This is a genomic window from Nocardioides limicola, from assembly GCF_016827675.1.
Taxonomy (GTDB): Bacteria; Actinomycetota; Actinomycetes; order Propionibacteriales; family Nocardioidaceae; genus Nocardioides; species Nocardioides limicola.
Genome location: NZ_JAERJA010000017.1, coordinates 1 through 18,557 on the forward strand (window position 1 = coordinate 1; position 18,557 = coordinate 18,557).

Annotated in this window: 18 protein-coding genes; 8 read left to right on the forward strand and 10 right to left on the reverse strand. The window is 68.5% G+C overall.

Translation table 11 applies throughout. The features are described from left to right. The 4 genes from JKG67_RS18740 to JKG67_RS19280 form a co-directional block, all read left to right on the forward strand. Positions 1-245: DUF6998 domain-containing protein (locus tag JKG67_RS18740; RefSeq protein WP_238998677.1), on the forward strand; the 245-nt coding region annotated here is incomplete at its 5' end. A 94-nt stretch (positions 246-339) separates the two neighbouring features. Continuing rightward, positions 340-879 carry a hypothetical protein gene (locus JKG67_RS18025; RefSeq protein ID WP_203338746.1) on the forward strand — a complete coding sequence of 180 codons (540 nt, stop codon included), beginning with the start codon at positions 340-342 and terminating at the stop codon, positions 877-879. A 75-nt stretch (positions 880-954) separates the two neighbouring features. After that, positions 955-1,773, forward strand: coding sequence for a TIR domain-containing protein (locus JKG67_RS18030; protein WP_203338747.1), 819 nt, complete (start codon positions 955-957; stop codon positions 1,771-1,773). A 224-nt stretch (positions 1,774-1,997) separates the two neighbouring features. Continuing rightward, the gene (locus JKG67_RS19280) at positions 1,998-2,249 is read left to right on the forward strand and encodes a DUF6998 domain-containing protein (protein WP_372442130.1); all 252 of its coding nucleotides are present in this window, start codon (positions 1,998-2,000) and stop codon (positions 2,247-2,249) included. Between the two features lie 87 nt (positions 2,250-2,336). On the opposite strand, the gene JKG67_RS18035 is transcribed toward JKG67_RS19280, so the two are convergent. After that, positions 2,337-2,927 carry a hypothetical protein gene (locus JKG67_RS18035; protein WP_203338748.1) on the reverse strand — a complete coding sequence of 197 codons (591 nt, stop codon included), beginning with the start codon at positions 2,925-2,927 and terminating at the stop codon, positions 2,337-2,339. A gap of 100 nt (positions 2,928-3,027) precedes the next feature. Between JKG67_RS18035 and JKG67_RS18040 the strand changes: the two genes are divergently transcribed. Both JKG67_RS18040 and JKG67_RS18045 read left to right on the forward strand, forming a co-directional pair. Beyond that, the gene (locus JKG67_RS18040) at positions 3,028-4,041 is read left to right on the forward strand and encodes an AraC family transcriptional regulator (RefSeq protein ID WP_203338749.1); all 1,014 of its coding nucleotides are present in this window, start codon (positions 3,028-3,030) and stop codon (positions 4,039-4,041) included. Between the two features lie 116 nt (positions 4,042-4,157). Continuing rightward, positions 4,158-5,588, forward strand: a complete 1,431-nt coding sequence (locus tag JKG67_RS18045; protein ID WP_203338750.1) for a purine-cytosine permease family protein — start codon at positions 4,158-4,160, stop codon at positions 5,586-5,588. A 376-nt stretch (positions 5,589-5,964) separates the two neighbouring features. On the opposite strand, the gene JKG67_RS18050 is transcribed toward JKG67_RS18045, so the two are convergent. The 6 genes from JKG67_RS18050 to JKG67_RS18075 all read right to left on the reverse strand — a co-directional run bounded on the left by JKG67_RS18050 (position 5,965) and on the right by JKG67_RS18075 (position 10,945). Then, the gene (locus JKG67_RS18050) at positions 5,965-6,255 is read right to left on the reverse strand and encodes a hypothetical protein (protein ID WP_203338751.1); all 291 of its coding nucleotides are present in this window, start codon (positions 6,253-6,255) and stop codon (positions 5,965-5,967) included. A gap of 115 nt (positions 6,256-6,370) precedes the next feature. After that, positions 6,371-7,288, reverse strand: a complete 918-nt coding sequence (locus JKG67_RS18055) for a LysR substrate-binding domain-containing protein (protein ID WP_203338752.1) — start codon at positions 7,286-7,288, stop codon at positions 6,371-6,373. 17 nt (positions 7,289-7,305) lie between these two features. Continuing rightward, complete coding sequence (locus JKG67_RS18060; RefSeq protein ID WP_203338753.1) at positions 7,306-8,712, reverse strand: aspartate ammonia-lyase; 1,407 nt, start codon at positions 8,710-8,712, stop codon at positions 7,306-7,308. Continuing rightward, positions 8,709-9,842, reverse strand: a complete 1,134-nt coding sequence (locus JKG67_RS18065) for a M20 family metallopeptidase (protein ID WP_203338754.1) — start codon at positions 9,840-9,842, stop codon at positions 8,709-8,711. Before JKG67_RS18065 ends, JKG67_RS18060 begins: the two co-directional genes overlap by 4 nt. A 3-nt stretch (positions 9,843-9,845) precedes the next feature. Then, positions 9,846-10,514, reverse strand: coding sequence for a DUF1028 domain-containing protein (locus JKG67_RS18070; RefSeq protein WP_203338755.1), 669 nt, complete (start codon positions 10,512-10,514; stop codon positions 9,846-9,848). Further along, entirely contained in the window at positions 10,511-10,945 is a 435-nt protein-coding gene (locus tag JKG67_RS18075; protein ID WP_203338756.1) for a RidA family protein, read from the reverse strand. The genes JKG67_RS18070 and JKG67_RS18075 overlap by 4 nt, the downstream gene beginning before the upstream one ends. Positions 10,946-11,187: 242 nt before the next feature. On the opposite strand from JKG67_RS18075, the gene JKG67_RS18080 reads away from it, so the two are divergent. Beyond that, entirely contained in the window at positions 11,188-12,438 is a 1,251-nt protein-coding gene (locus tag JKG67_RS18080; RefSeq protein ID WP_203338757.1) for a flavin-containing monooxygenase, read from the forward strand. 270 nt (positions 12,439-12,708) lie between these two features. Further along, entirely contained in the window at positions 12,709-13,440 is a 732-nt protein-coding gene (locus JKG67_RS19285; protein ID WP_203338758.1) for an ATPase domain-containing protein, read from the forward strand. A 12-nt stretch (positions 13,441-13,452) separates the two neighbouring features. On the opposite strand, the gene JKG67_RS18090 is transcribed toward JKG67_RS19285, so the two are convergent. The 3 genes from JKG67_RS18090 to JKG67_RS18100 form a co-directional block, all read right to left on the reverse strand. Continuing rightward, on the reverse strand, positions 13,453-14,616 hold the full coding sequence (locus JKG67_RS18090; RefSeq protein WP_203338759.1) for a hypothetical protein: 1,164 nt from the start codon (positions 14,614-14,616) through the stop codon (positions 13,453-13,455). A 288-nt stretch (positions 14,617-14,904) separates the two neighbouring features. Next, positions 14,905-16,977 carry an oxidoreductase gene (locus JKG67_RS18095; protein WP_203338760.1) on the reverse strand — a complete coding sequence of 691 codons (2,073 nt, stop codon included), beginning with the start codon at positions 16,975-16,977 and terminating at the stop codon, positions 14,905-14,907. 48 nt (positions 16,978-17,025) lie between these two features. Then, a complete protein-coding gene (locus tag JKG67_RS18100) occupies positions 17,026-18,510 on the reverse strand; it encodes an aldehyde dehydrogenase (RefSeq protein WP_203338761.1) in 1,485 nt (494 codons plus the stop codon). Between the last annotated feature and the right edge of the window lie 47 nt (positions 18,511-18,557).

The following is an 18,557-nucleotide window of genomic DNA, read 5'->3' on the forward strand; positions in this document are numbered from 1 at the left end:
ACGGTTCCCGCGGTGTCGCGATACGTCAGACCTCCCACGGGGCCGCCGCAGCGCTCATCGTGCTGAGACTGTCGAGGACGCCCGGCACCGAGCATGAGGTGGTCTACAACGGGCCGTTGGCCACTGCGTTTCAGGCCGCCGGGAGCTTCGGGAGCAATGGTCAGGCCCGTCTGGGTCTGAGTCGGCTGCGTGGCCTCGACCGAACCGTTCGTCCCGAGGATCGCGTTCCGCGGCGCCGTACCTGACGGTGGCTGGCAAGAGCCGCTGACACCGGGCCAGCCCCGGCCGGAGGCACACAGTTGCTCCTGGGATGTCGGTGCCTGCCGCCATGATCTGGCCATGGACGAAACGTGGACTGCAGTGCTGTCCGGCGCATTCGCGGGGCTGGGAACGAGTGTGACGGTGGCTGGCATCAACCATCGCCTTGCGCGGCGACAAGACTTGGACCGCGAGCGCCGCCATGCCCGCCGTGAGGCAGCGAGCGACCTGACGGCGGCACTCAGGGACTTGCGAGCTCTATCGAGCAGGCTCGGCAGAGTCGACCTTCCTCGGTCGGACGTTGCACGTGCATTCCTGAGTTGGGTCGCTGCGTTCGATCGTCAGCGGCACCTACTTCCAGCCGAATGGCCGCACTTGGGATCTTCCGTCCGCGCCGCGGTCGGGACAGTGTTCGGCGCCGTCACACTGGCCGACGTAAGGCCCGATCTCGAGGATTGCCCACTTGCGGATGCCGACTTCGAGTGGCAGGAGCACGCGTATGCGTATCTCGACTACCTGGTCGACCGAGTCAGTCGATGGGGCAATGCCGAGCGGGTGAAGGCACCCCTGACGTTTGATCCTTGGCTCATCGAGACGGAACGACGCCTTCGGTCGCTGTAGCCGAGGCGACCCGGCCTCGATAATCGGCCCTTCCAAGTTCCAGTCCGGCAGGAGGGAGCATGGGAGAGTGGCGTCGTGAGAGTCGCGAAGAACTTTGCTCGGACGCACTTTTCTGTGCCGGTGTTGCGCGCCGCGCTCGCAGAGTTGCGCTCGCTTGATCACAGTGACGGCTCGAAGCGCGAGCGCCTCTCCCTGCGCTTCGAGCGTGATAGTGAAACCTGGGCGACTGATGACCTGGACGAGTGGTTCGCAGAAGTGAGCACTCTGCCGCCGGACGCCTTCACGAGCATGGAGGTGGCCAGGGGGCAGTTCTCACTTGAGGTCAACAGGTACTGGGAGAGCGGATCCGAAGTGAAGATCGAAGCACCGACCAGGGTCGAGGTCCAGCGGGTGCTGAATGTCTTCAATGATGCGGCCGAGGCAGGCAGGCTGCCGGAGCCCGCGATCACCGAGCAACAAGAGCCAGAGGCGCCACGGCCAGTCATCTTCCTCGGGCACGGGCACTCGCAGGACTGGCGCAAGATCAAGGATCATTTGCAGGATCGCCACGGCTACCAAGTGGAGGGGTACGAACTGGGTTCGCGAGCTGGTCACACCATTCGGGACGTGCTGGAGACCATGCTAGCGGGCACTTCGTTCGCGCTCTTGGTGATGACAGGCGAGGATGACGGGGACGGGGTCACCAAACGTGCTCGTCAAAACGTCGTGCATGAGGCTGGACTATTCCAAGGTCGACTGGGCTTTCACAGGGCAATTGCAGTCGTAGAAGAAGGTGTGGAGGTCTTCAGCAACCTCGCCGGTGTCGACCAGATCCGCTACCCGCGGGGCAACGTGGAGAACACCTTCGGCGACATCCTGGCGACCTTGCGACGCGAGTTCGGCGACCGCAGATAGCCGACGTGTCTCGTAAGGCCAACGGAACAGCCCTTCCGACTGCCCCCATGTGACCGCTATCCAAACACCGTCACCGGCCACGTCTGCCTGTTGCTTCTTGAACCGGCATCATCGACCCATGGTGGAGGAGCCAGGTACAGGGGAGCGTCGGTCAGTCGATCACTCGGAGCGGACTGCCCGGACGGCCGTACTGGTGGAGCGATTGCATGCGGTCGTAGACGAGCTTGAGGCACGGTTCCCGCGGTGTCGCGATACGTCAGACCTCCCACGGGGCCGCCGCAGCGCTCATCGTGCTGAGACTGTCGAGGACGCCCGGCACCGAGCATGAGGTGGTCTACAACGGGCCGTTGGCCACTGCGTTTCAGGCCGCCGGGAGCTTCGGGAGCAATGGTCAGGCCCGTCTGGGTCTGAGTCGGCTGCGTGGCCTCGACCGAACCGTTCGTCCCGAGGATCGCGTTCCGCGGCGCCGTACCTGACGGTGGCTGGCATCAACCATCGCCTCGTGCGGCAAACCGACCTGATCGACAATCTCCAAGGAGCGTGCTGGGTGGTCGCGGCGCTGTTCAGAACGGGCGGACGGGGAGCGGCTTGATCAGAGGCGCCAGCAGCTGCGCGGACCGCTCGACCGTCAGCACCTCGCTCGGTTCGAGCGGGATGATCTGACGGGTGGACTCGTCGACCTCCCAGACGTCCTCGCCGACCAGGCGGCCTTCGTCGTCGTAGGGCCAGATCATGTGCTCGACGTTGCCGACGAGGTAGTGGGCGTCCGGGTCGACCGGGGCGCCGGCCTCGACGAGGATCCTGCCGGGGGTCTGCTGGTAGATGGTCGCGGTGGAGACGATCATGTTGTCACCCACGGCGAGCTTCTCGTCGTCGGCGTAGAAGACGCACTGCCCCGTGCTGGACCACTCCTCGTACACCGCCTGGACGGCCTCGGCGCCGTCGAGCACGGTGTTGATGCCGAACACGTTGAAGTGGTAGATCGGGTGCTCGACGGTCATCTCGGGGGCGAAGATCTCCTTCCAGCGTCCAGCCATCTCCAGGTAGCGGTGCCGGTTGTAGGCGTGCAGCAGCCACTGGTGGCGGGGGTTCTCGGTCGTCTCGAGCAGGCGCTCGACGGCGATGTTGGTGCGGGTGATGTCGAACCTGCTCATGGGACGTCTCCTTCGTCGGACGGATTCTCGGGTGCGACCTTCCCACCCGTGGACCGCCGGGGTCTTGACTGTGAGCGACACATTCTTGACTCTGGACGACATGTCGTTGATCCGGGGCACGGCCCTGCAGGGCTTCATCGAGCTCGTCGACGAGCTCGGCGGTGATGCCGACGAGCTGCTCGAACGCGCCCACCTGGATCCCGGCTCGATCGGGGACCATGACAGCTTCCTGCCCTACCGCAGCGTGGCCGCCGTCCTGGAGTACGCCGCGCGGGACACCGGTGCCGGCGACTTCGGGCGCCGGCTGGGGGCGAGGCAGGGCCTGGAGATCCTGGGTCCGCTCGGGGTGGCCGCGCGCACTGCTCCGACGGTGGGGGCGGCGCTCGCGGCGATCGAGCAGTACATGGCCATCTACAGCCCCGCGTTGGCCGTGGGCATCCGAGCGCAGCCGGGTGGGTTCGTGGCCACCTTCGAGTGGCGCATCATGGACGACCGGCCCCCGGTCCACCGCCAGGCGGCCGAGCTTGCCCTCGGGGTGAGCTGCCGGGTGTTCCGACTCCTCGCCGGGGAGGACTTCCTGCCGACGTCGGTCCAGCTGCGGCACCAAGCCCTGACCGAGGTCGCAGACTACGGCCGGTACTTCGGGTGCCCGGTCGAGTTCTCGGCGCCCAGCTACGGGTTCCGCTTCCCTGTGTCGGTCCTCGCCCGCCCGATGGAGGCCGACAGTGCCGTCCACTCGGTGGTGCACGACTACCTGGACACGATCGTGGTGCCGACCGCCACGACGACGGCCGATGCGGTCGTGCGGCTCATCAGGCGGATGCTCCCGACCGGGGGCCCCGACCTCACCCTCGTCGCTGAGCAGTTGGCCCAGCACCCGCGGACTCTGCAACGCCGGCTGGCCGCCCAGGGCACCACGTTCGCCGAGCTCGTCGACCAGGTGCGCCGCGACGAGGCCGAGCGTCTCCTGCGTGACACCGACATGCCTCTCGCCCAACTGGCCGGCGTCCTCGGCCTCAGCGAGCAGAGTGCGCTGACCCGGGCGTGCCGACGTTGGTTCGGCGCTGCGCCATCCCAGCTGAGGCGTGCCACCCTCGACACCCAAAGCATCTGATTTCCAGATACTGAAGGACGTTTTTATGAAGTGTACAGATGTCGATGACTCACTGAAGATGGAGTGACCAGCGCCACTTCACCAGCCGCCAGGAGTTGCGGCCAGAGAGAGTGATCATGAACCAGCAGACACAGGTCGCCAGCACGACCTTCGTGAAGTTCGAGCAAGAACACATCCTGCCCATCCCGGAGACGAAGCGCACCGGGACGCCGTGGTCGCTGTTCGCGATCTGGGTCGGGTTGAACATGATGCCGCTGGCCGTGGTCACCGGCGCGGTCGCCAGCGGCGGCTACGGCCTCCCCATCGGCTGGAGTATCGTCGCGATCCTGGTCGGCAACGTGATCGGGGCCATCGGCGCCGCGCTCCACGCCGCGCAGGGCCCACATCTGGGCATCCCGCAGATGCTGCAGGCCCGCGCACAGTTCGGCTACCAGGGCGGCGGCCTCTTCGCGATCATCGCGCTGGTCATGTTCCTGGGCTTCTTCGCCAGCATCCTGATCGTGGCCAAGGACTCCCTCGCCGTGGTCTTCCCCGAGGTGAACGGCTCGCTGGCCATCCTGGTCTTCGCCGCCATCGGCGTGGTGCTGTGCGTCTTCGGCTACGACCTGCTGCGCCGGACCATGGTGTACCTGTCCGTGCTGATCGGCGTCACCGTCGCGATCACCATGCCGCTGCTGTGGCTGAAGCCCGATGTCACCGCCCCACGCGCGGATGTCGCCTTCAGCTACGAGGGCTTCTTCGGAATGCTGGCCATCGGCATCGTCTGGCAGCTCGCCTACGCGCCGTACGTCTCCGACTACACCCGCTACCTGCCCAAGAAGACCGGCCCCAAGTCGGCCTTCTGGAGCACCTACCTCGGCCTCGTCGGCAGCTCCGTGTTCGTGATGGCGCTGGGCGTGCTGCTCGGCGCGGCGAACCCCAACAACCCACTGGCCGCCCTCTCGGACCACCTCGGCTGGATCGGGATCATCGCCCTGATCATCTTCGCGGTCAGCTCGGCCCTCATCAACGGCGTCGAGTTGTACTGCGCCGTCATGAACGCGCTGACCGTGCTGCAATCGTCGTTCCGGATGACCGTGACCACCAGCACCCGAGTCGTGACCACGTTGGTGTGCGGCGCGGTCGCCACCCTGGTCGCGCTGCTGGGCCAAGGCGACTTCATGGCCACCTTCGAGAGCTTCCTGTTGCTGCTCCTCTACGTGCTGATCCCGTGGTCGGCCATCAACCTCGCCGACTACTTCATCATCCGTCGGGGGCACTACGTGGTCGTGGATCTCTTCGCCCGCGACGGCGGACAGTACGGGCGCTGGAACCGGGTCGGGCTGACCAGCTATGCGATTGGTCTGGCCGCGCAACTACCCTTCATGGTGACCCCGCTGTTCACCGGCCCGCTGGCCGCGCCGCTGCGCAATCTCGACCTCGCGTGGCTGATCGGGTTCGTGGTGACCGGGGTGGCCTACCTGCTGATGGTGCGCCTGACGAACACAGCGGGGGCCGGAACTGCCGGGTCGGAGCTGCCACTCACGCCGCCGGCCGCTCGGCCATAAGCTCGGGCGGGAGTCCGCGATCTGAGGCTGCGGCCCGAAGCGGCGAACATCTCGGGCCCAACAGGAGGTTCAGGTGTCACGCGGTCGGGTGCCTGATCCACCTGGGTCTGCATGGGTCGGAGTCAGTCCTCGTAGGTGAGGATCTCCAAGGTCGTCTCGGCATCGATGCCGGACTGGCCGGTCAGCACACTCCAGGAGATGTCGCCTGGTGTGAGCCGGGTGCGCAGGGTCTGGAGCCGGGATCGGTCCTAGCCGGAAAGGCCCTCGCGCTCGGCGAACGGGCCATCGATGCAGGCGAGCAGGGCCAGTGCGTCGCGTAGGTGACGTGCCGCTAGCAGCGGCGATGTCGATAGTGGGGCGCTCGATGCCCGGGTGCCTACGTTCCGACATTCTCGCGGAACAACTCCAACCTGCGGATCAGGACCTGCGCTCCTACGCCGCGTTCGCGCGGGTCGAGGGAGGTGGCGGCGTCGACGGCGGCGAGAGTTCCGTTGAACGCGGCACGGTGCTTGATGAAGTCGGAGCGGTGGCCGGACCACCTAGTGACGGTCGCGCGGTCGCGCAACCGGACGGCCAGTTCGGTCGGGTCTGTGATCCCGCGCAGAGTGGCGCGGAGTCGGTACGTCTGGGTATCGCCGAGGCCCAACGGGGCCGCGCTCGAGAGCATTGCGATCGCTGCCCACAAGGTGTGCTCTGCCCAGGTCCGGGTCTGGCCCGAGCCGCGCTCGGCACGGTAGCGCTCTTCCGGTGGATATCTGTGACTGGGAAGATGCCTCCCAGGATCAGCGGCCCGCTCGCTCACGCGCGGTGCGGATCGAGGACCTGATGAACGCCTGGGCCCGCCCGGTGCGCCGGATGCCCTTCATCGAGGCGAGCACGACTTCCAGCGGATCCACCGAGTCGGTGATCTCGAGGGCGACCACCTCGGATCCGTCGTACGTCATGTCGCTGGCCGGGTGCTGGTTCAGCAGCGACCAGCCCTGGCCGTGGGCGACCAGCGCCCGGACCGTCTCGAAGCCCGTCGTACGGTGACGGATCTGCGGGGCGAAGCCGGCCGACTCCACGATCCCCTCGAAGTACCGGCCGCTGTGCGGCAGGTCTAGCAGCACCATCGGCTCGTCGGCGAGGTCCCTCAGTTTGATCCGCTTGCGACGAGCCAGACGATGTCCCTTCGCGACCAGTGCGTACGGCGCTGCGACGCCGACTCGGACGTGGTCGATGTCGTCCTCGAGGTCGTAGCCGTACATCAACGCCAACTCGCACCGGCCGTTGCGCAGCGCCTGCTTCAGCACGGCGTGCTCGTCCTCCACCACCGACACCCGGATGCCGGGGTGCTCCTCCTCGCAGGCCGCCAGCAGGCGTGGCAGCTCGAAGGGGGCCAGCGTCGAGAAGCAGCCGATAGTGAGGTCGCCGACCAGAGCTCGCCCAGCGGTGCGCGCGACCTCGGCCAGTTCGGCGGTGTGCACCAGGTAGTTGCGCAGCTCCCGGTAGAACTCCTCGCCGGCGGCGGTGAGGGTGAGGCCGCGTGCGTGGCGGCGCAGCAGCAGCTGCACGCCGAGCTCCTTCTCCAGCTGCGCGACGGCGGTGGAGACGGCGGACTGGGAGACCATCAGCTCCTGGGAGGCGGCGGTCATGCTGCCCAACTCGGCGGCCGCGGCGAAGTAGCGCAGCTGGACGAGGGTGAATCCGAAGTTCGTCACGGCCCCAGTATCGGTGGTCAGCCCGGTGGACGCGGGAGGTTGGCCAGGTGCTCCGGGCACAGCAGGGCGTCGAGGACCTCCGCCTGCACGCTGCCGGTGGCCAGGGCGAGGGTGCGCACGTCGGCGACGCCGCTGAGTGCGGCCTTGGCGATCTCGGCCGAGCGGGCATAGCCCAGCAGGGGCGTGAGCGCGGTGGCCAGGCCAGCATTCCCAGCCACGGCCGCAGCGAGCTGGGCGGCGTCGACGCGGATGCCGTCGACGCAGTGCTCACGCAGCGAGTCGAAGGCCGCCGCCGTCCAGGCGAACCCTTGGAGCAGCCCGTGGCAGATCACGGGCTCGAAGGCGTTGAGCTGCAGCTGACCGCCCTCGGCCGCCATCGTCACCGTCACGTCGTTGCCGATCACCCAGAAGGCGACCTGGTTGACCATCTCCGGGATCACCGGGTTGACCTTGCCGGGCATGATGCTCGAACCGGCCTGGCGCGCGGGCAGCTGGAGCTCCCCGAGACCCGCTTGCGGTCCCGACGAGAGCAGCCGGAGGTCGTTGCAGACCTTGGAGGCCTTGACCACGATCCGCTTGAGGACACCGGAGATCTGGACGAAGGCGCCGGTGTCGCTGGTGGCCTCGACCAGGTCACCGGCTGCGGTGACCGGCTCCCCGACGATCTCGGCCAGGTGCGCAACGGCGCGGCCCGGGTAGTCCGGGTGGGCGGTGATGCCGGTGCCGATCGCGGTGGCGCCGAGGTTGATCTCACACAGCAGCGTGCGGGAGTCGGCCAGCCGGGCCAGCTCCTCGCGCAGGGTCACGGCGTACGCCCCGAGCTCCTGGCCCACGGTCATCGGGACGGCGTCCTGCAGCTGGGTGCGCCCGATCTTCGGCACCGCGCGGAACTCGGTCGCCTTGGCGGCGAACGCGGCGGCGAGCGCGGCGGTGGCCTCGCTCAGCCGCTCGATCATGGTCAGCAGCGCGAGTCGTACGGCGGTCGGGTAGACGTCGTTGGTCGACTGGCAGCGGTTCACGTGATCGAGCGGATGGATCTCGTGATAGCTGCCGCGCGGGAGCCCCAGGATCTCCAGGGCCCGGTTGGCGATGACCTCGTTGGCGTTCATGTTGGTCGAGGTGCCGGCACCGCCCTGGATCACGTCCACGACGAACTGGTCGTCGAGCGCTCCGGTGCGTACGTCGTCCGCGGCGGCCGCGATGGCGGCGTACCGTCGGTCGTCGAGGAGGCCGAGGTCGTGGTTGGCGCGGGCCGCGGCGAGCTTGACTGCTCCGAGGGCGGCGACGAGCTCCCGGTGGGCGCCGACCGGGGTGCCGCTGATGGGGAAGTTGGTCAGCGCGCGGGCGGTGTGGACGCCCCAGTAGGCGTCGGCCGGTACGTCGTGCGGGCCGAGCGAGTCGTGCTCGGTGCGGAAGGCACTCATGATGCCGCGACGTCGAGCGCCGTCCAGGCCAGCGCGGTCGCGGCGTCGAGCAGCGCCTTCTCGGCGTCGCCGCCGACGCAGGCGGCGGCGAACTCGGGCTGGTGGTTCAGCGCGGGGAGGGAGCCGATGCCGATGTAGGGGTGGATGGCCGGCACCACCTGCGAGACGTTGCCCATGTCGGTGGAGGCGCGGTTCATCCGGCGGGCCGGCGAGTTGGTGTCGAAGACGCGGCCGAGGCGCTTGGCGTTGCGGACGTAGGCGTCGAGGGCCGGCTGGAAGGTGCGGAACTCGGCGTACGGCTTGCTCTCCGCGGTGATGTCGAGCGTGGCACCGGTGGCGATCGCGCCGGCCTCGAAGCAGCGCCACACCCGCTCCTCGGTCTCGGCGAGCTGGGCGAGGCTGTCGGCGCGGACGTACCACCGGCCCTCGGTGTGGGCGGGGATGGCGTTGGGCGCCTCGCCGCCGTTGGTCATCACGCCGTGCACCCGCACGGTCGGCGGCAGCTGCTGGCGCAGCAGGCCCACTGCGACCTGGGCGATCGTGAATGCGTCGGCGGCGTTGATGCCCTGCTCGGGGTACGCCGCGGCGTGCGCCGCCTTTCCGCGGTACGCGATGTGGGAGTGCGAGACCGCGAACGGCTCGGCCTCGGCGACATCGACCGGCGCAGGGTGGGCCATCATCGCCAGGTCCAGCCCCGCGAAGGCGCCACGCTCGAGCAGCTCGATCTTGCCGCCGCCGCCCTCCTCGGCGGGCGTCCCGTAGACCTCGACCGTCAGGCCCGCTGCGTCGGCGAGCGGTGCCAATGCGCGGGCCGCACCGACGGTGATGGCCGAGATCAGGTTGTGCCCGCAGGCGTGCCCGAGGCCGGGCAGCGCGTCGTACTCAGCGCACAGGCCGAGCCGGAACGGGCCACTGCCGTAGGTGGCGATGAAGGCGGTCTCCAGTCCCAGGTAGGACGGTGTCACCGCGAAGCCGGCCTCCAAGAGTGCCTCGGCCACCCAGCGTGCGGCGCGGTGCTCCTCCCAGGCGGTCTCGGGGTTGGCGTGCAGCAGCTCGGAGAGGGCGATGAGGCGTTCGGCGTCGGCGGCCACGGTGGTCGCCGCGCTGATTCGTGCCCGGCCGTCGACCATCCGCTACTCGTCTCCGCCGACGCCGTACGACGGCGCGGCCGACGGGTTGAGGCCGCGGGTCACGTAGTCGTCGCGCTGCGGCAGCCACACCTCGAGCAGCCGACCAAGCTCCTCGATCGGTTGGGCGCTCCAGTCCACCCGGAGGTCGGTCACCCGCCAGGGCACGTCGCGGACGACGGCGAGGCCGGCCGAGCGGACCGGGTCCACCTCTCCCCCGGCCGCCTGACCTGCGACGAGGGCGGCGACGAGGCGCTCCTCAAGGTCCCCGGTGGCGGCCGCGAAGCCGTCGACGACCGCGTCGATGACCTCGGGTCGGGCGAGCAGGTTGCCGGCGGCGACGACTCCCGCGCCGACCCGGTCTGCGTGGACGCCGAGCGAGCCGACTCCGGAGAAGGCGGCGCCGGCGCCGTTGAGATCGAGGACGGTGAGCTGGCGGTAGTCGACGTGGTCACGGTCCGCGACGACGCCTGCCATCGCGCCGGGCGCATCCAGGCCCGACTCCAGGGCGTCCAGCAGGGCGGTGCCTAGGCGTGGGTCGGTGACGTTCTGGGAGGCGGCGCCGCCGACGCCGGCGCGGAGGTGGATGCAGCGCGCGGCCACGGCCGGGCTGGAGGAGGTGACGGCCATGCCGATGGCGCCGTGGCCGTCGGTGGCGAGCAGGGAGAAGGTCACTGATCGTCTCCGGGGATCACGGCGATCGCGTCGACCTCGACCAGCCACTCGGGCCGGGCGAGGGCGGAGACGACGAGTCCGGTGGAGATCGGGTGCACGCCCTTGGTCCAGCGCCCGATGGTGCGGTAGACCGTCTCGCGGTAGCGCGGGTCGACGAGGTAGATGGTCAGCTTGACCAGGTGCTCCATCCGGGCGCCGGCTTCGTTGAGCAGCATGTCGATGTTGACCATCGCCCGCTCGGTCTGGGCCTCGACGTCGCCGACGCCGACCGAGGCGCTGGTGTCGAGGTCCTGGCCGATCTGGCCGCGGACATAGACGGTGTTCCCGGCGATCACGGCCTGACACAGGTCGTTGTCGAGGTTCTGCTCGGGATAGGTCTCGCGGGTGTTGAACGGGCGGATGCGGGTGTGCCCCCCGGCGACGATGCTCATCGTGGTCCTCACTCCTGGGCAGGTGACTGGTCTCAGTCCACTGCACCCCAGGGCATATGTCCAACAGATGTTTATGAGCATCTGCATCAACTGAGTCTATGTAGGGCAGGGATGTCCTTGCATCTATAGAACCGAAGCAATACGACAACAACATCTGTTGGACACGGGGTAGTGGAGGGCTGAGGATTCAAGGCAGGCACGGCGCACCCGATGCGCCGCGCCCGTCGAGAGTGGAGGTTGGGATGGCCAGCGAGGAGATCGAGGTCCTCGTCGTCGGTGCCGGGCAGGCTGGCGTCGCGATGAGTGAGCACCTGAGCGAGGGCGGCGTCCCGCACCTGGTGTTGGAGCGGGACCGGATCGCGGAGCGGTGGCGCACCGAGCGGTGGGACTCCCTCGTCGCGAACGGACCGGCCTGGCACGACCGCTTCCCCGGCCTCGAGTTCGACGACGTCAGCCCCGAGGCGTTCGCATCGAAGGACCAGGTGGCGCGCTACTTCGAGGCGTACGCCGAGAAGATCGCAGCGCCGATCAGGTGCGGCGTCGAGGTGGTCTCGGTGGAGCGACACGTCGGGCGGCGTGGCTTCCGGGTGGAGACCTCCGAGGGGGTCATCGATGCACAGTTCGTCGTCGCCGCGACGGGCCCGTTCCAGCGCCCGGTCATCCCGCCGATCGTGGCTGAGGGCGCCGTACCGGTGCAGATCCACTCGAGCGACTACCGCAACCCCGACCAGTTCCCCGAGGGCGCTGTGTTGGTCGTCGGCGCCGGGTCGTCCGGCGTGCAGATCGCCGACGAGCTGCAGCGCGCCGGGCGCGAGGTGCACCTCTCGGTCGGACCGCACGACCGCCCGCCGCGGAGCTATCGGGGCCGCGACTTCTGCTGGTGGCTCGGGGTCCTCGGCCTGTGGGACCTGGAGACCCCACCCGCGGGCGCCGAGCACGTGACCATCGCGGTCAGCGGCGCGCGCGGCGGCCACACGGTCAACTTCCGGGCCCTCGCCGCGCAGGGGATCAACCTTGTCGGGCGGACCGAGTCGTACGACGACGGCGTGCTGCGCTTCTCACCCGACCTGGCCGACAACATCGCCGCGGGCGATGCCAACTACCTGGCGCTCCTCGACGAGGCCGACGCCTGGGTCGAGCTCAACGGCGCCGACCTCCCCGAGGAGCCCGAGGCCCGCGTGCTCGGCGACGACCCGGTCTCGGTCACCGACCCCGTCCTGGAGCTCGACCTCGCCGCCGCCGGGATCACCTCGATCGTGTGGGCGACCGGCTTCGCCACCGACTACAGCTGGCTCAAGGTCGACGCGCTCGACGAGAGCGGCCGGCCGGCTCACCGCCGCGGCGTCTCCACCGAGCCGGGCATCTACTTCGTCGGCCTGCCCTGGCTCTCCCGTCGCGGGTCCAGCTTCATCTGGGGGGTGTGGCACGACGCCAAGCACATCGCCGGCCACATCACCACCCAGCGCAGCTATCTCGCGTACGACCGAAGCTGACCCGCGCGCTGTCGGCACAGCCGCCGCTACCTTGTTCAACATGCAGCGGCAGTAGGAGGTGACCCCGACCCGACCGTGGGGCGGCATCGCGGCCTCTTGGCCCAAGGCAGTGGCGCTGAATGTGGTCGGAGACTCCCGTGTGGGTTAATGATGCGGGCGTTGCCCACGGTGGCACGTCCGACGCCGGCCGCGCTCATGTCTGACGAGTTCCGCGGCCGTGTCCGATGGCGACGAGCCTGGACTGTCGGCACCGCCTGACATTCTCACTTCATGGCGAACATCGACGAGTTCCTCAGGCAGCCCTTCGGGTCGCCCGCCTACTTGTCGACCGGTATCGCAGGGTTGGACGACTTGGTAGGCGGGATGACGCCAGGGCACGTGTGGTTGGTCATTGGCACTCCGGGCCAGGGGAAGTCGACGCTCTTGACCCAACTGGCTTTTCGAATGGGGGTCGAGCACGGCGCCTCTGTTCGTCTTGCGTCGCCCCTTGACGAGGCGGACTTGGTCCGCGCGAGATTGCTGGCGCTAGCAGGGTCGGGCAGCCTTCGGTATCCAGATCCTGGCGTGGCGGTGTCAGGACAGGGTGGCGGTGTCGACGACTTGCGTCGATCAGCGCTCGAGGTCGAGACCGGGGGCGGATTCAGCAATCCCGTTTGGGGTGAGTCGGACCCGCGACCGCGAGCCTGGGTGGTCGACGACGCCCACCATGCCGGGGTCGGTCTTCCCGACGACTTCAGTAGGGCAGCGGCTTCAGGCGCGTTCGTGCTGGCCTCGCTGCCCCGCGAGGAGGTGGTCGTCGGGCCGCGATGGGGAGACACACTCGATCAGGGATGGGCCAGCACTGCAGACGTCATCTTGGAGATCCAGGCAAACCCGTTAGGTGAGGGACACCTCCCCGGCGAGTCATGGCTGCTGGTTCATCGGAACCGAAGAGGGCCCTGCCGCAACATCCCTCTCGCGAATCAGACCTGGTGGGGCAGATTCGTCGATCCCGCCCGCTAGCCAGGGATCGCTCTAACCGGGAGGGAGACGATTGCAGAGATACTTCAGGCACGCATCGATGAGTTCAACCAGGTCGGGTGCCGAGGCCTTGGTGAAATCCAGTGGGCTCACGGCTTCGTACCTCTGGGTGCCGTCGCCGACGAATCCAGGGTTGTGGTTCCGGCGATTGCCCTTCACGCCATCGGGGTTGTCCTTGGCTCGGAATCCGAGCTCGACCACCGTGAGCCAGTCACCCCTAGTGACTGGTCGGCCGGAACCCGTGCTCACCACGAGTTGTGCGAGTGCTGGATGATGGGCCAATAGCGCGGCTCGTAGCGCATCGATCCGGATGTCTGCCTCCATATCTGTCGCCAGTTCCCATGTCTCAGCACGTGACTCCCTGGTTTCCGGAAGGTGGTAGTCCACGCCGAGACGGAGCTCGCCGCCTCCCATGTCTTCCCACCAGCGAACCTCGGCGATGAAACAACGGTGTTCGTCACCGCGGATGTGGGCCCAAGCCTGGACGATCGCCAGGCCACCACCGGAGGTGACGCCGGCGCCCGACTCCCACCCGCGTTGGGCGACCTCATCGGCGATATGGCGGCTGACAACACGAGCCAGGAACTTGTGGCGGATGCTGTCCAACGCGCGCCGCCGGGGGGAGCCCGACGGTACGAGCACAGCCGACACGTCCGCGTCCCATAACTTGATCACCGCGGACACTGTGGTCGCGAGAGAGGCCGCTGCGGGGGAGTCCGAGGTGCGCCATGCATCGAGAATGGCGGCCAGTGGGAGGAATTCCCACCGATCCTCGGCTTGGACAAGTGCCTCGTCTGCCGCCAATCCGGCGAGCAACAACCGACCGTCGGTCGAAGCTTCGTAGCGCTCTCGCTGATCTTGGGAGAATGAGTGGCCGAGCTTCAGTTCGATGAGGAGCTCTCTGTCCTCGGGGTCCTGGAGAACGAGGTCCGCGGTGCCCTTGATGCCACGGCGCTGGTCGACGCGCGCGAGCTTGAACTCTCGACTGATGGTGGTCGGCACGAACCCGATCAGGTCATTCCACGGCTGGGGGTCCTCGTCGCTCAGGTACTGCAGCAGGTCGGAGACGTTCGTTTCGCGCGCGAGGATTCGGTACAACCCGCGCAGCTGGGTCTGGTCGCTTGCTGGCAAGGAGGCCCCCTCGGTCAGAAAGGGCACTGGTCATTTCGGCAAGGGTGGTTGTGCGGGTGACCGGATGGTCGAAGTCGGCAACGCTCGAATATCCTTCCTCACGATTGTGACCGACAAGCAGATCCACACGCTCACGAACCTGACCACAGACAGTGTCGGTCTCAAGATCACCAACAAGGGACACAACGATGCAGGTCGCGCGATTAGCCCGAGCGCGTCCCCCGCGAACTCCTGCGTCCACGTTGACGCCCCCGGAGGCTGCCCGCCCCAACGGCCCCGGGGGGTAGGCCAGGAGAGGGGATGCGCCCGGGAGGCTCAGGCTAGTTGCGTCACCTCACGCCGGAACGGCACCTCGTCGTTGGACGGCAGGTCGGCGTCGAACTCCTCAGCAGCGCGCCGCCCCGACCAGACCGCCGCAGCGATGGTGCCCGGCGCCCAGGAGTCGCCGATGCCGCGCACCGACTCGAGCTCCCCACGCTCGCGGAGCGCGTCGAGCTCGAGGTAGAGCTCCTCGCGCGGCAGCCGGGCGGTCACCATGACCACGGCGTCGCACTCGAGCTCGCGGACGGCGCCGGCGTACACGTCCTTCAACTCGACGCCGCCCACGCCAACAGCTGTGACGGCGTGGTCGGTGATCCGGGTGACGCCGTTCTCGATAAGGCGGCGCTGGATGCGGTTGACCTCGAAGGTGTTGGTCGTCCACGCCGACACCTGCGACTCGGTCGTGACGATCGAGACGTCGTACCCCTTCTGCGCCAGCAGCTCGGAGACCACACCACCGAGGTAGTAGTGGTCGTCGTCGTAGACGACCACCTTCTTGCCCTCGGGCAGCCGACCCGCGAAGAGGTCGTCCGGCCCGAGCACCTGCGCGCCCTTGGCGATGGGGAGCGGTGTGGTGTGGAAGCGGGCGACACCGTCCGTGCGCCACGTCGCGCCAGTCGCGACCAGTACGTGCTGGAAGCCGAACTCGATGATGTCGTCCGCCGTCATCGGGCTCTCGCGGAAGACCTCGACGTTCGGCAGCTCGGCGATCGCGGCCTCACGATACTCCTGCACGCGCCCCCACGCCGAGAGCCCCGGCAGCCGCGACTCCTGGTGCACCCGGCCGCCGAGGTCCCGACGCGCCTCGATCAGCGCGACGTCGTACCCACGCACCCCGAGCGCGCGGGCGGCCTCCAGTCCCGAGGGCCCGGCACCGACCACGAGCACCTGGGCGTCACTCTCCTTCGCCCGGATCTTCTCCGGGTGCCAGCCGCGCCGCCACTCCTCGCCCATGCTCGGGTTCTGGGTGCAGCGGATCGGCGACATGGTGAGGTCCCCGGAGACGCAGATGTTGCAGCCGATGCACTCGCGGATCAGGCTCAGCCGGCCGTCGCGGATCTTGTTCGGCAGGAACGGGTCGGCGATCGACGGGCGGGCCGCGCCGATCAGGTCGAGGATGCCGGCCTTGATCTGCCGCACCATCGCGTCCGGCGAGGTGAACCGGCCCACCCCGACCACGGGCTTGGTGGTGAGCTTCTTCAGCCCGGCGACGAACTCCTCCTGGCTCCCCTCCAGGCCGAACCGCGAGGTGACCGAATCGCCCTCCCAGCTGCCCATCGCGAAGTCCCACAGATCCGGCAGTTCGCCGAGCTCGCGCAGCACACCCTCGATGTCCTCGCGGGTGATGCCGCCCTCGAGCTCCTCCTCCACGGTGATCCGGCAGGCGACGGCCGCCTTGCCGTCGCACTCCTCAATGGTGTCCTCGAGCAGTTCACGCAGCAGCCGCATCCGGTTGAGCAGGGAGCCGCCGTACTCGTCGGTGCGCTGGTTGTAGCGCCGCGAGAGGAAGTGGTGGACGCCGCTGTAGCCGTGGGCGCCGTACACGTAGACGATGTCGTAGCCCGCCTCGATCGAGCGGCGTACGGCGTTGCGGTGCCAGCGCCGCAGGTCGGCGATGTCCTGCGTGGTCATCGCCCGGGCCTGGATCGGCGCGATCGTGTCGGGGGCCACCGGCAGGTGACCGGGCCCGAGCGGGGTCTCCCGGCTGAGCTGGTTGGGCGCGTTCATGCCGTTGTGCGCCAGCTCGATGCCGGCCAGGCCGCCGCCCTCGTGGATGGCGTCGGCGATCCGCTTCAGCGCCGGCAGGTCCTGGTCGTCCCAGATCCGCAGCTCGATGAAGGGGGCGATGTCGGACGTCGCGTGGATCTCCACCTGCTCGGTGCACACCACCGACCAGCCGCCCTCGGCCTTGATCTTGCGCATCGCGGCCTGGGCGCTGGGATCGCGGTAGCCCATGCCGTTGCAGTGCGGCACCTGGTAGAAGCGGTTCTTGGTGGTGAACGGCCCGATCTGCACGGGCTCGAACAGGATGTCGTACGGCGCGGCCACAGTCGGCTGCTCGGTCATGGGAGGTCTCCTCGGGGGTGCTGGACGGGGGTGCGGTGGGACCGCAGCTCAGTGGTTGATCCAGACGGTCTTCAGGCCGACGTACTTGTCGAGGGCGTGCAGCGACAGGTCGCGGCCGAAGCCGGATCCCTTGAACCCGCCGAACGGGGTCGACGCGCTGAAGGCGTCCACGCCGTTGACGGTGACAGTGCCGGCGTGGATCTGCTCGGTCAGTCGGTGCGCGCGGGCGAGGTTGCTGGTGGCGACCGAGGCCGCAAGTCCGTACGCCGAGTCGTTGGCGAGCGCGACGGCCTCGTCCTCGCGGTCGAAGGGCGTCACGGCGAGCACGGGGCCGAACACCTCCTCGCGGGCCAGCGCAGAGGTCGGGTCGACGTCGTCGAAGACGGTGGGCTGCACGTAGCAGTCGCTATCGCCGCGGGTGAGCCGCTCGCCCCCGGTCACCAGGCGCGCTCCACCAGCTTTCGCGCCGTCGACGAACCGCATCACCTGGTCGGTCTGCTCCTTCGAGACGATCGCGCCCATCCCGGCCGCCGGGTCGAGCGGGTCACCGGGTGCGTACGACGCCGCCTCGGCCGCGACGAGGTCGACGAACTCTTGGTGCACGGAGCGCTCGACGAGCACCCGGGAGTGGGCCGAGCAGACCGCGCCCTGGTTGAACCAGATGCCCAGGGCGGTCTGCTTGGCGGTGACCGCGAGGTCTTCGGCGTCGGCGAAGACCAGGTGGGGGCTCTTGCCGCCGCACTCGAGCCAGACCTGCTTGAGGTTCGACTGGCCGGCGTACTGCAGGAAGAGCCGGCCCACCTCCGTGGAGCCGGTGAAGGCCAGCACGTCGACGTCCGCGTGCAGGCCCAGCGCCCTGCCGGTGGACTCGCCCAGGCCGGGGACGACGTTGAGGACGCCGTCGGGGATGCCGGCTTCGACGGCCAGCTCGGCGATCCGCAGCGCCGAGGACGGCGACTGCTCAGCAGGCTTGAGGACCACGCAGTTGCCCGCCGCCATCGCCGGCGCGACCTTCCAGGCCAGCATGTCGACCGGGTAGTTCCACGGGACGACCGCACCGACCACGCCCAGCGGCACACGCCGGATCAGGCCGAGGGTCCCCGGTGGCGTGGGCGCGACCTCGTCGTTGATCTTGTCGATCGCCTCGGCGTAGTAGCGGAACAGGTTCACCGAGAACGGCAGGTCGAGGTCGTGGGCGTCGACCACCCGCTTGCCCATGTCGAGCGAGTCGAGGACCGCGAGCTCGGCCGAGTGCTCTTCTAACTTGTCGGCGAAGCGCAATAAACGCTCCCTGCGGAAGGTGACGCCGGCGCGGCTCCATACCCCGGAGTCGTACGTCGACCGGGCGGCGCGGACGGCGGCATCGACGCCCTCCGCCCCGGCGTCGGCCACCTCGCTGAGCAGCCCGCCTGTCGCCGGGTTGCGGTTCTCGAAGCCGGCGGCGCCGGTCTCCACGAAGGCCCCGCCGATGAACGGCCGGGTGTGGAGGGTGGCCTTGGCTGCCACCTCGATCCAGTCCTGGTGAGTTCTCACGGGCGATCCTTTCTTTGCGCTTCACCGCAAATATTGCGCATATCACA

Bases quoted from the DNA above. Each gene is read 5' to 3' on its own strand.
- JKG67_RS18065 (WP_203338754.1), bottom strand. From the start codon at position 9,842: ATGGTCGACGGCCGGGCACGAATCAGCGCGGCGACCACCGTGGCCGCC.
- JKG67_RS18035 (WP_203338748.1), bottom strand. From the start codon at position 2,927: ATGAGCAGGTTCGACATCACCCGCACCAACATCGCCGTCGAGCGCCTG.
- JKG67_RS18040 (WP_203338749.1), top strand. From the start codon at position 3,028: ATGTCGTTGATCCGGGGCACGGCCCTGCAGGGCTTCATCGAGCTCGTC.
- JKG67_RS18050 (WP_203338751.1), bottom strand. From the start codon at position 6,255: ATGCTCTCGAGCGCGGCCCCGTTGGGCCTCGGCGATACCCAGACGTAC.
- JKG67_RS18025 (WP_203338746.1), top strand. From the start codon at position 340: ATGGACGAAACGTGGACTGCAGTGCTGTCCGGCGCATTCGCGGGGCTG.
- JKG67_RS18075 (WP_203338756.1), bottom strand. From the start codon at position 10,945: ATGAGCATCGTCGCCGGGGGGCACACCCGCATCCGCCCGTTCAACACC.
- JKG67_RS19285 (WP_203338758.1), top strand. From the start codon at position 12,709: ATGGCGAACATCGACGAGTTCCTCAGGCAGCCCTTCGGGTCGCCCGCC.
- JKG67_RS18045 (WP_203338750.1), top strand. From the start codon at position 4,158: ATGAACCAGCAGACACAGGTCGCCAGCACGACCTTCGTGAAGTTCGAG.
- JKG67_RS18095 (WP_203338760.1), bottom strand. From the start codon at position 16,977: ATGACCGAGCAGCCGACTGTGGCCGCGCCGTACGACATCCTGTTCGAG.
- JKG67_RS18060 (WP_203338753.1), bottom strand. From the start codon at position 8,712: ATGAGTGCCTTCCGCACCGAGCACGACTCGCTCGGCCCGCACGACGTA.
- JKG67_RS18080 (WP_203338757.1), top strand. From the start codon at position 11,188: ATGGCCAGCGAGGAGATCGAGGTCCTCGTCGTCGGTGCCGGGCAGGCT.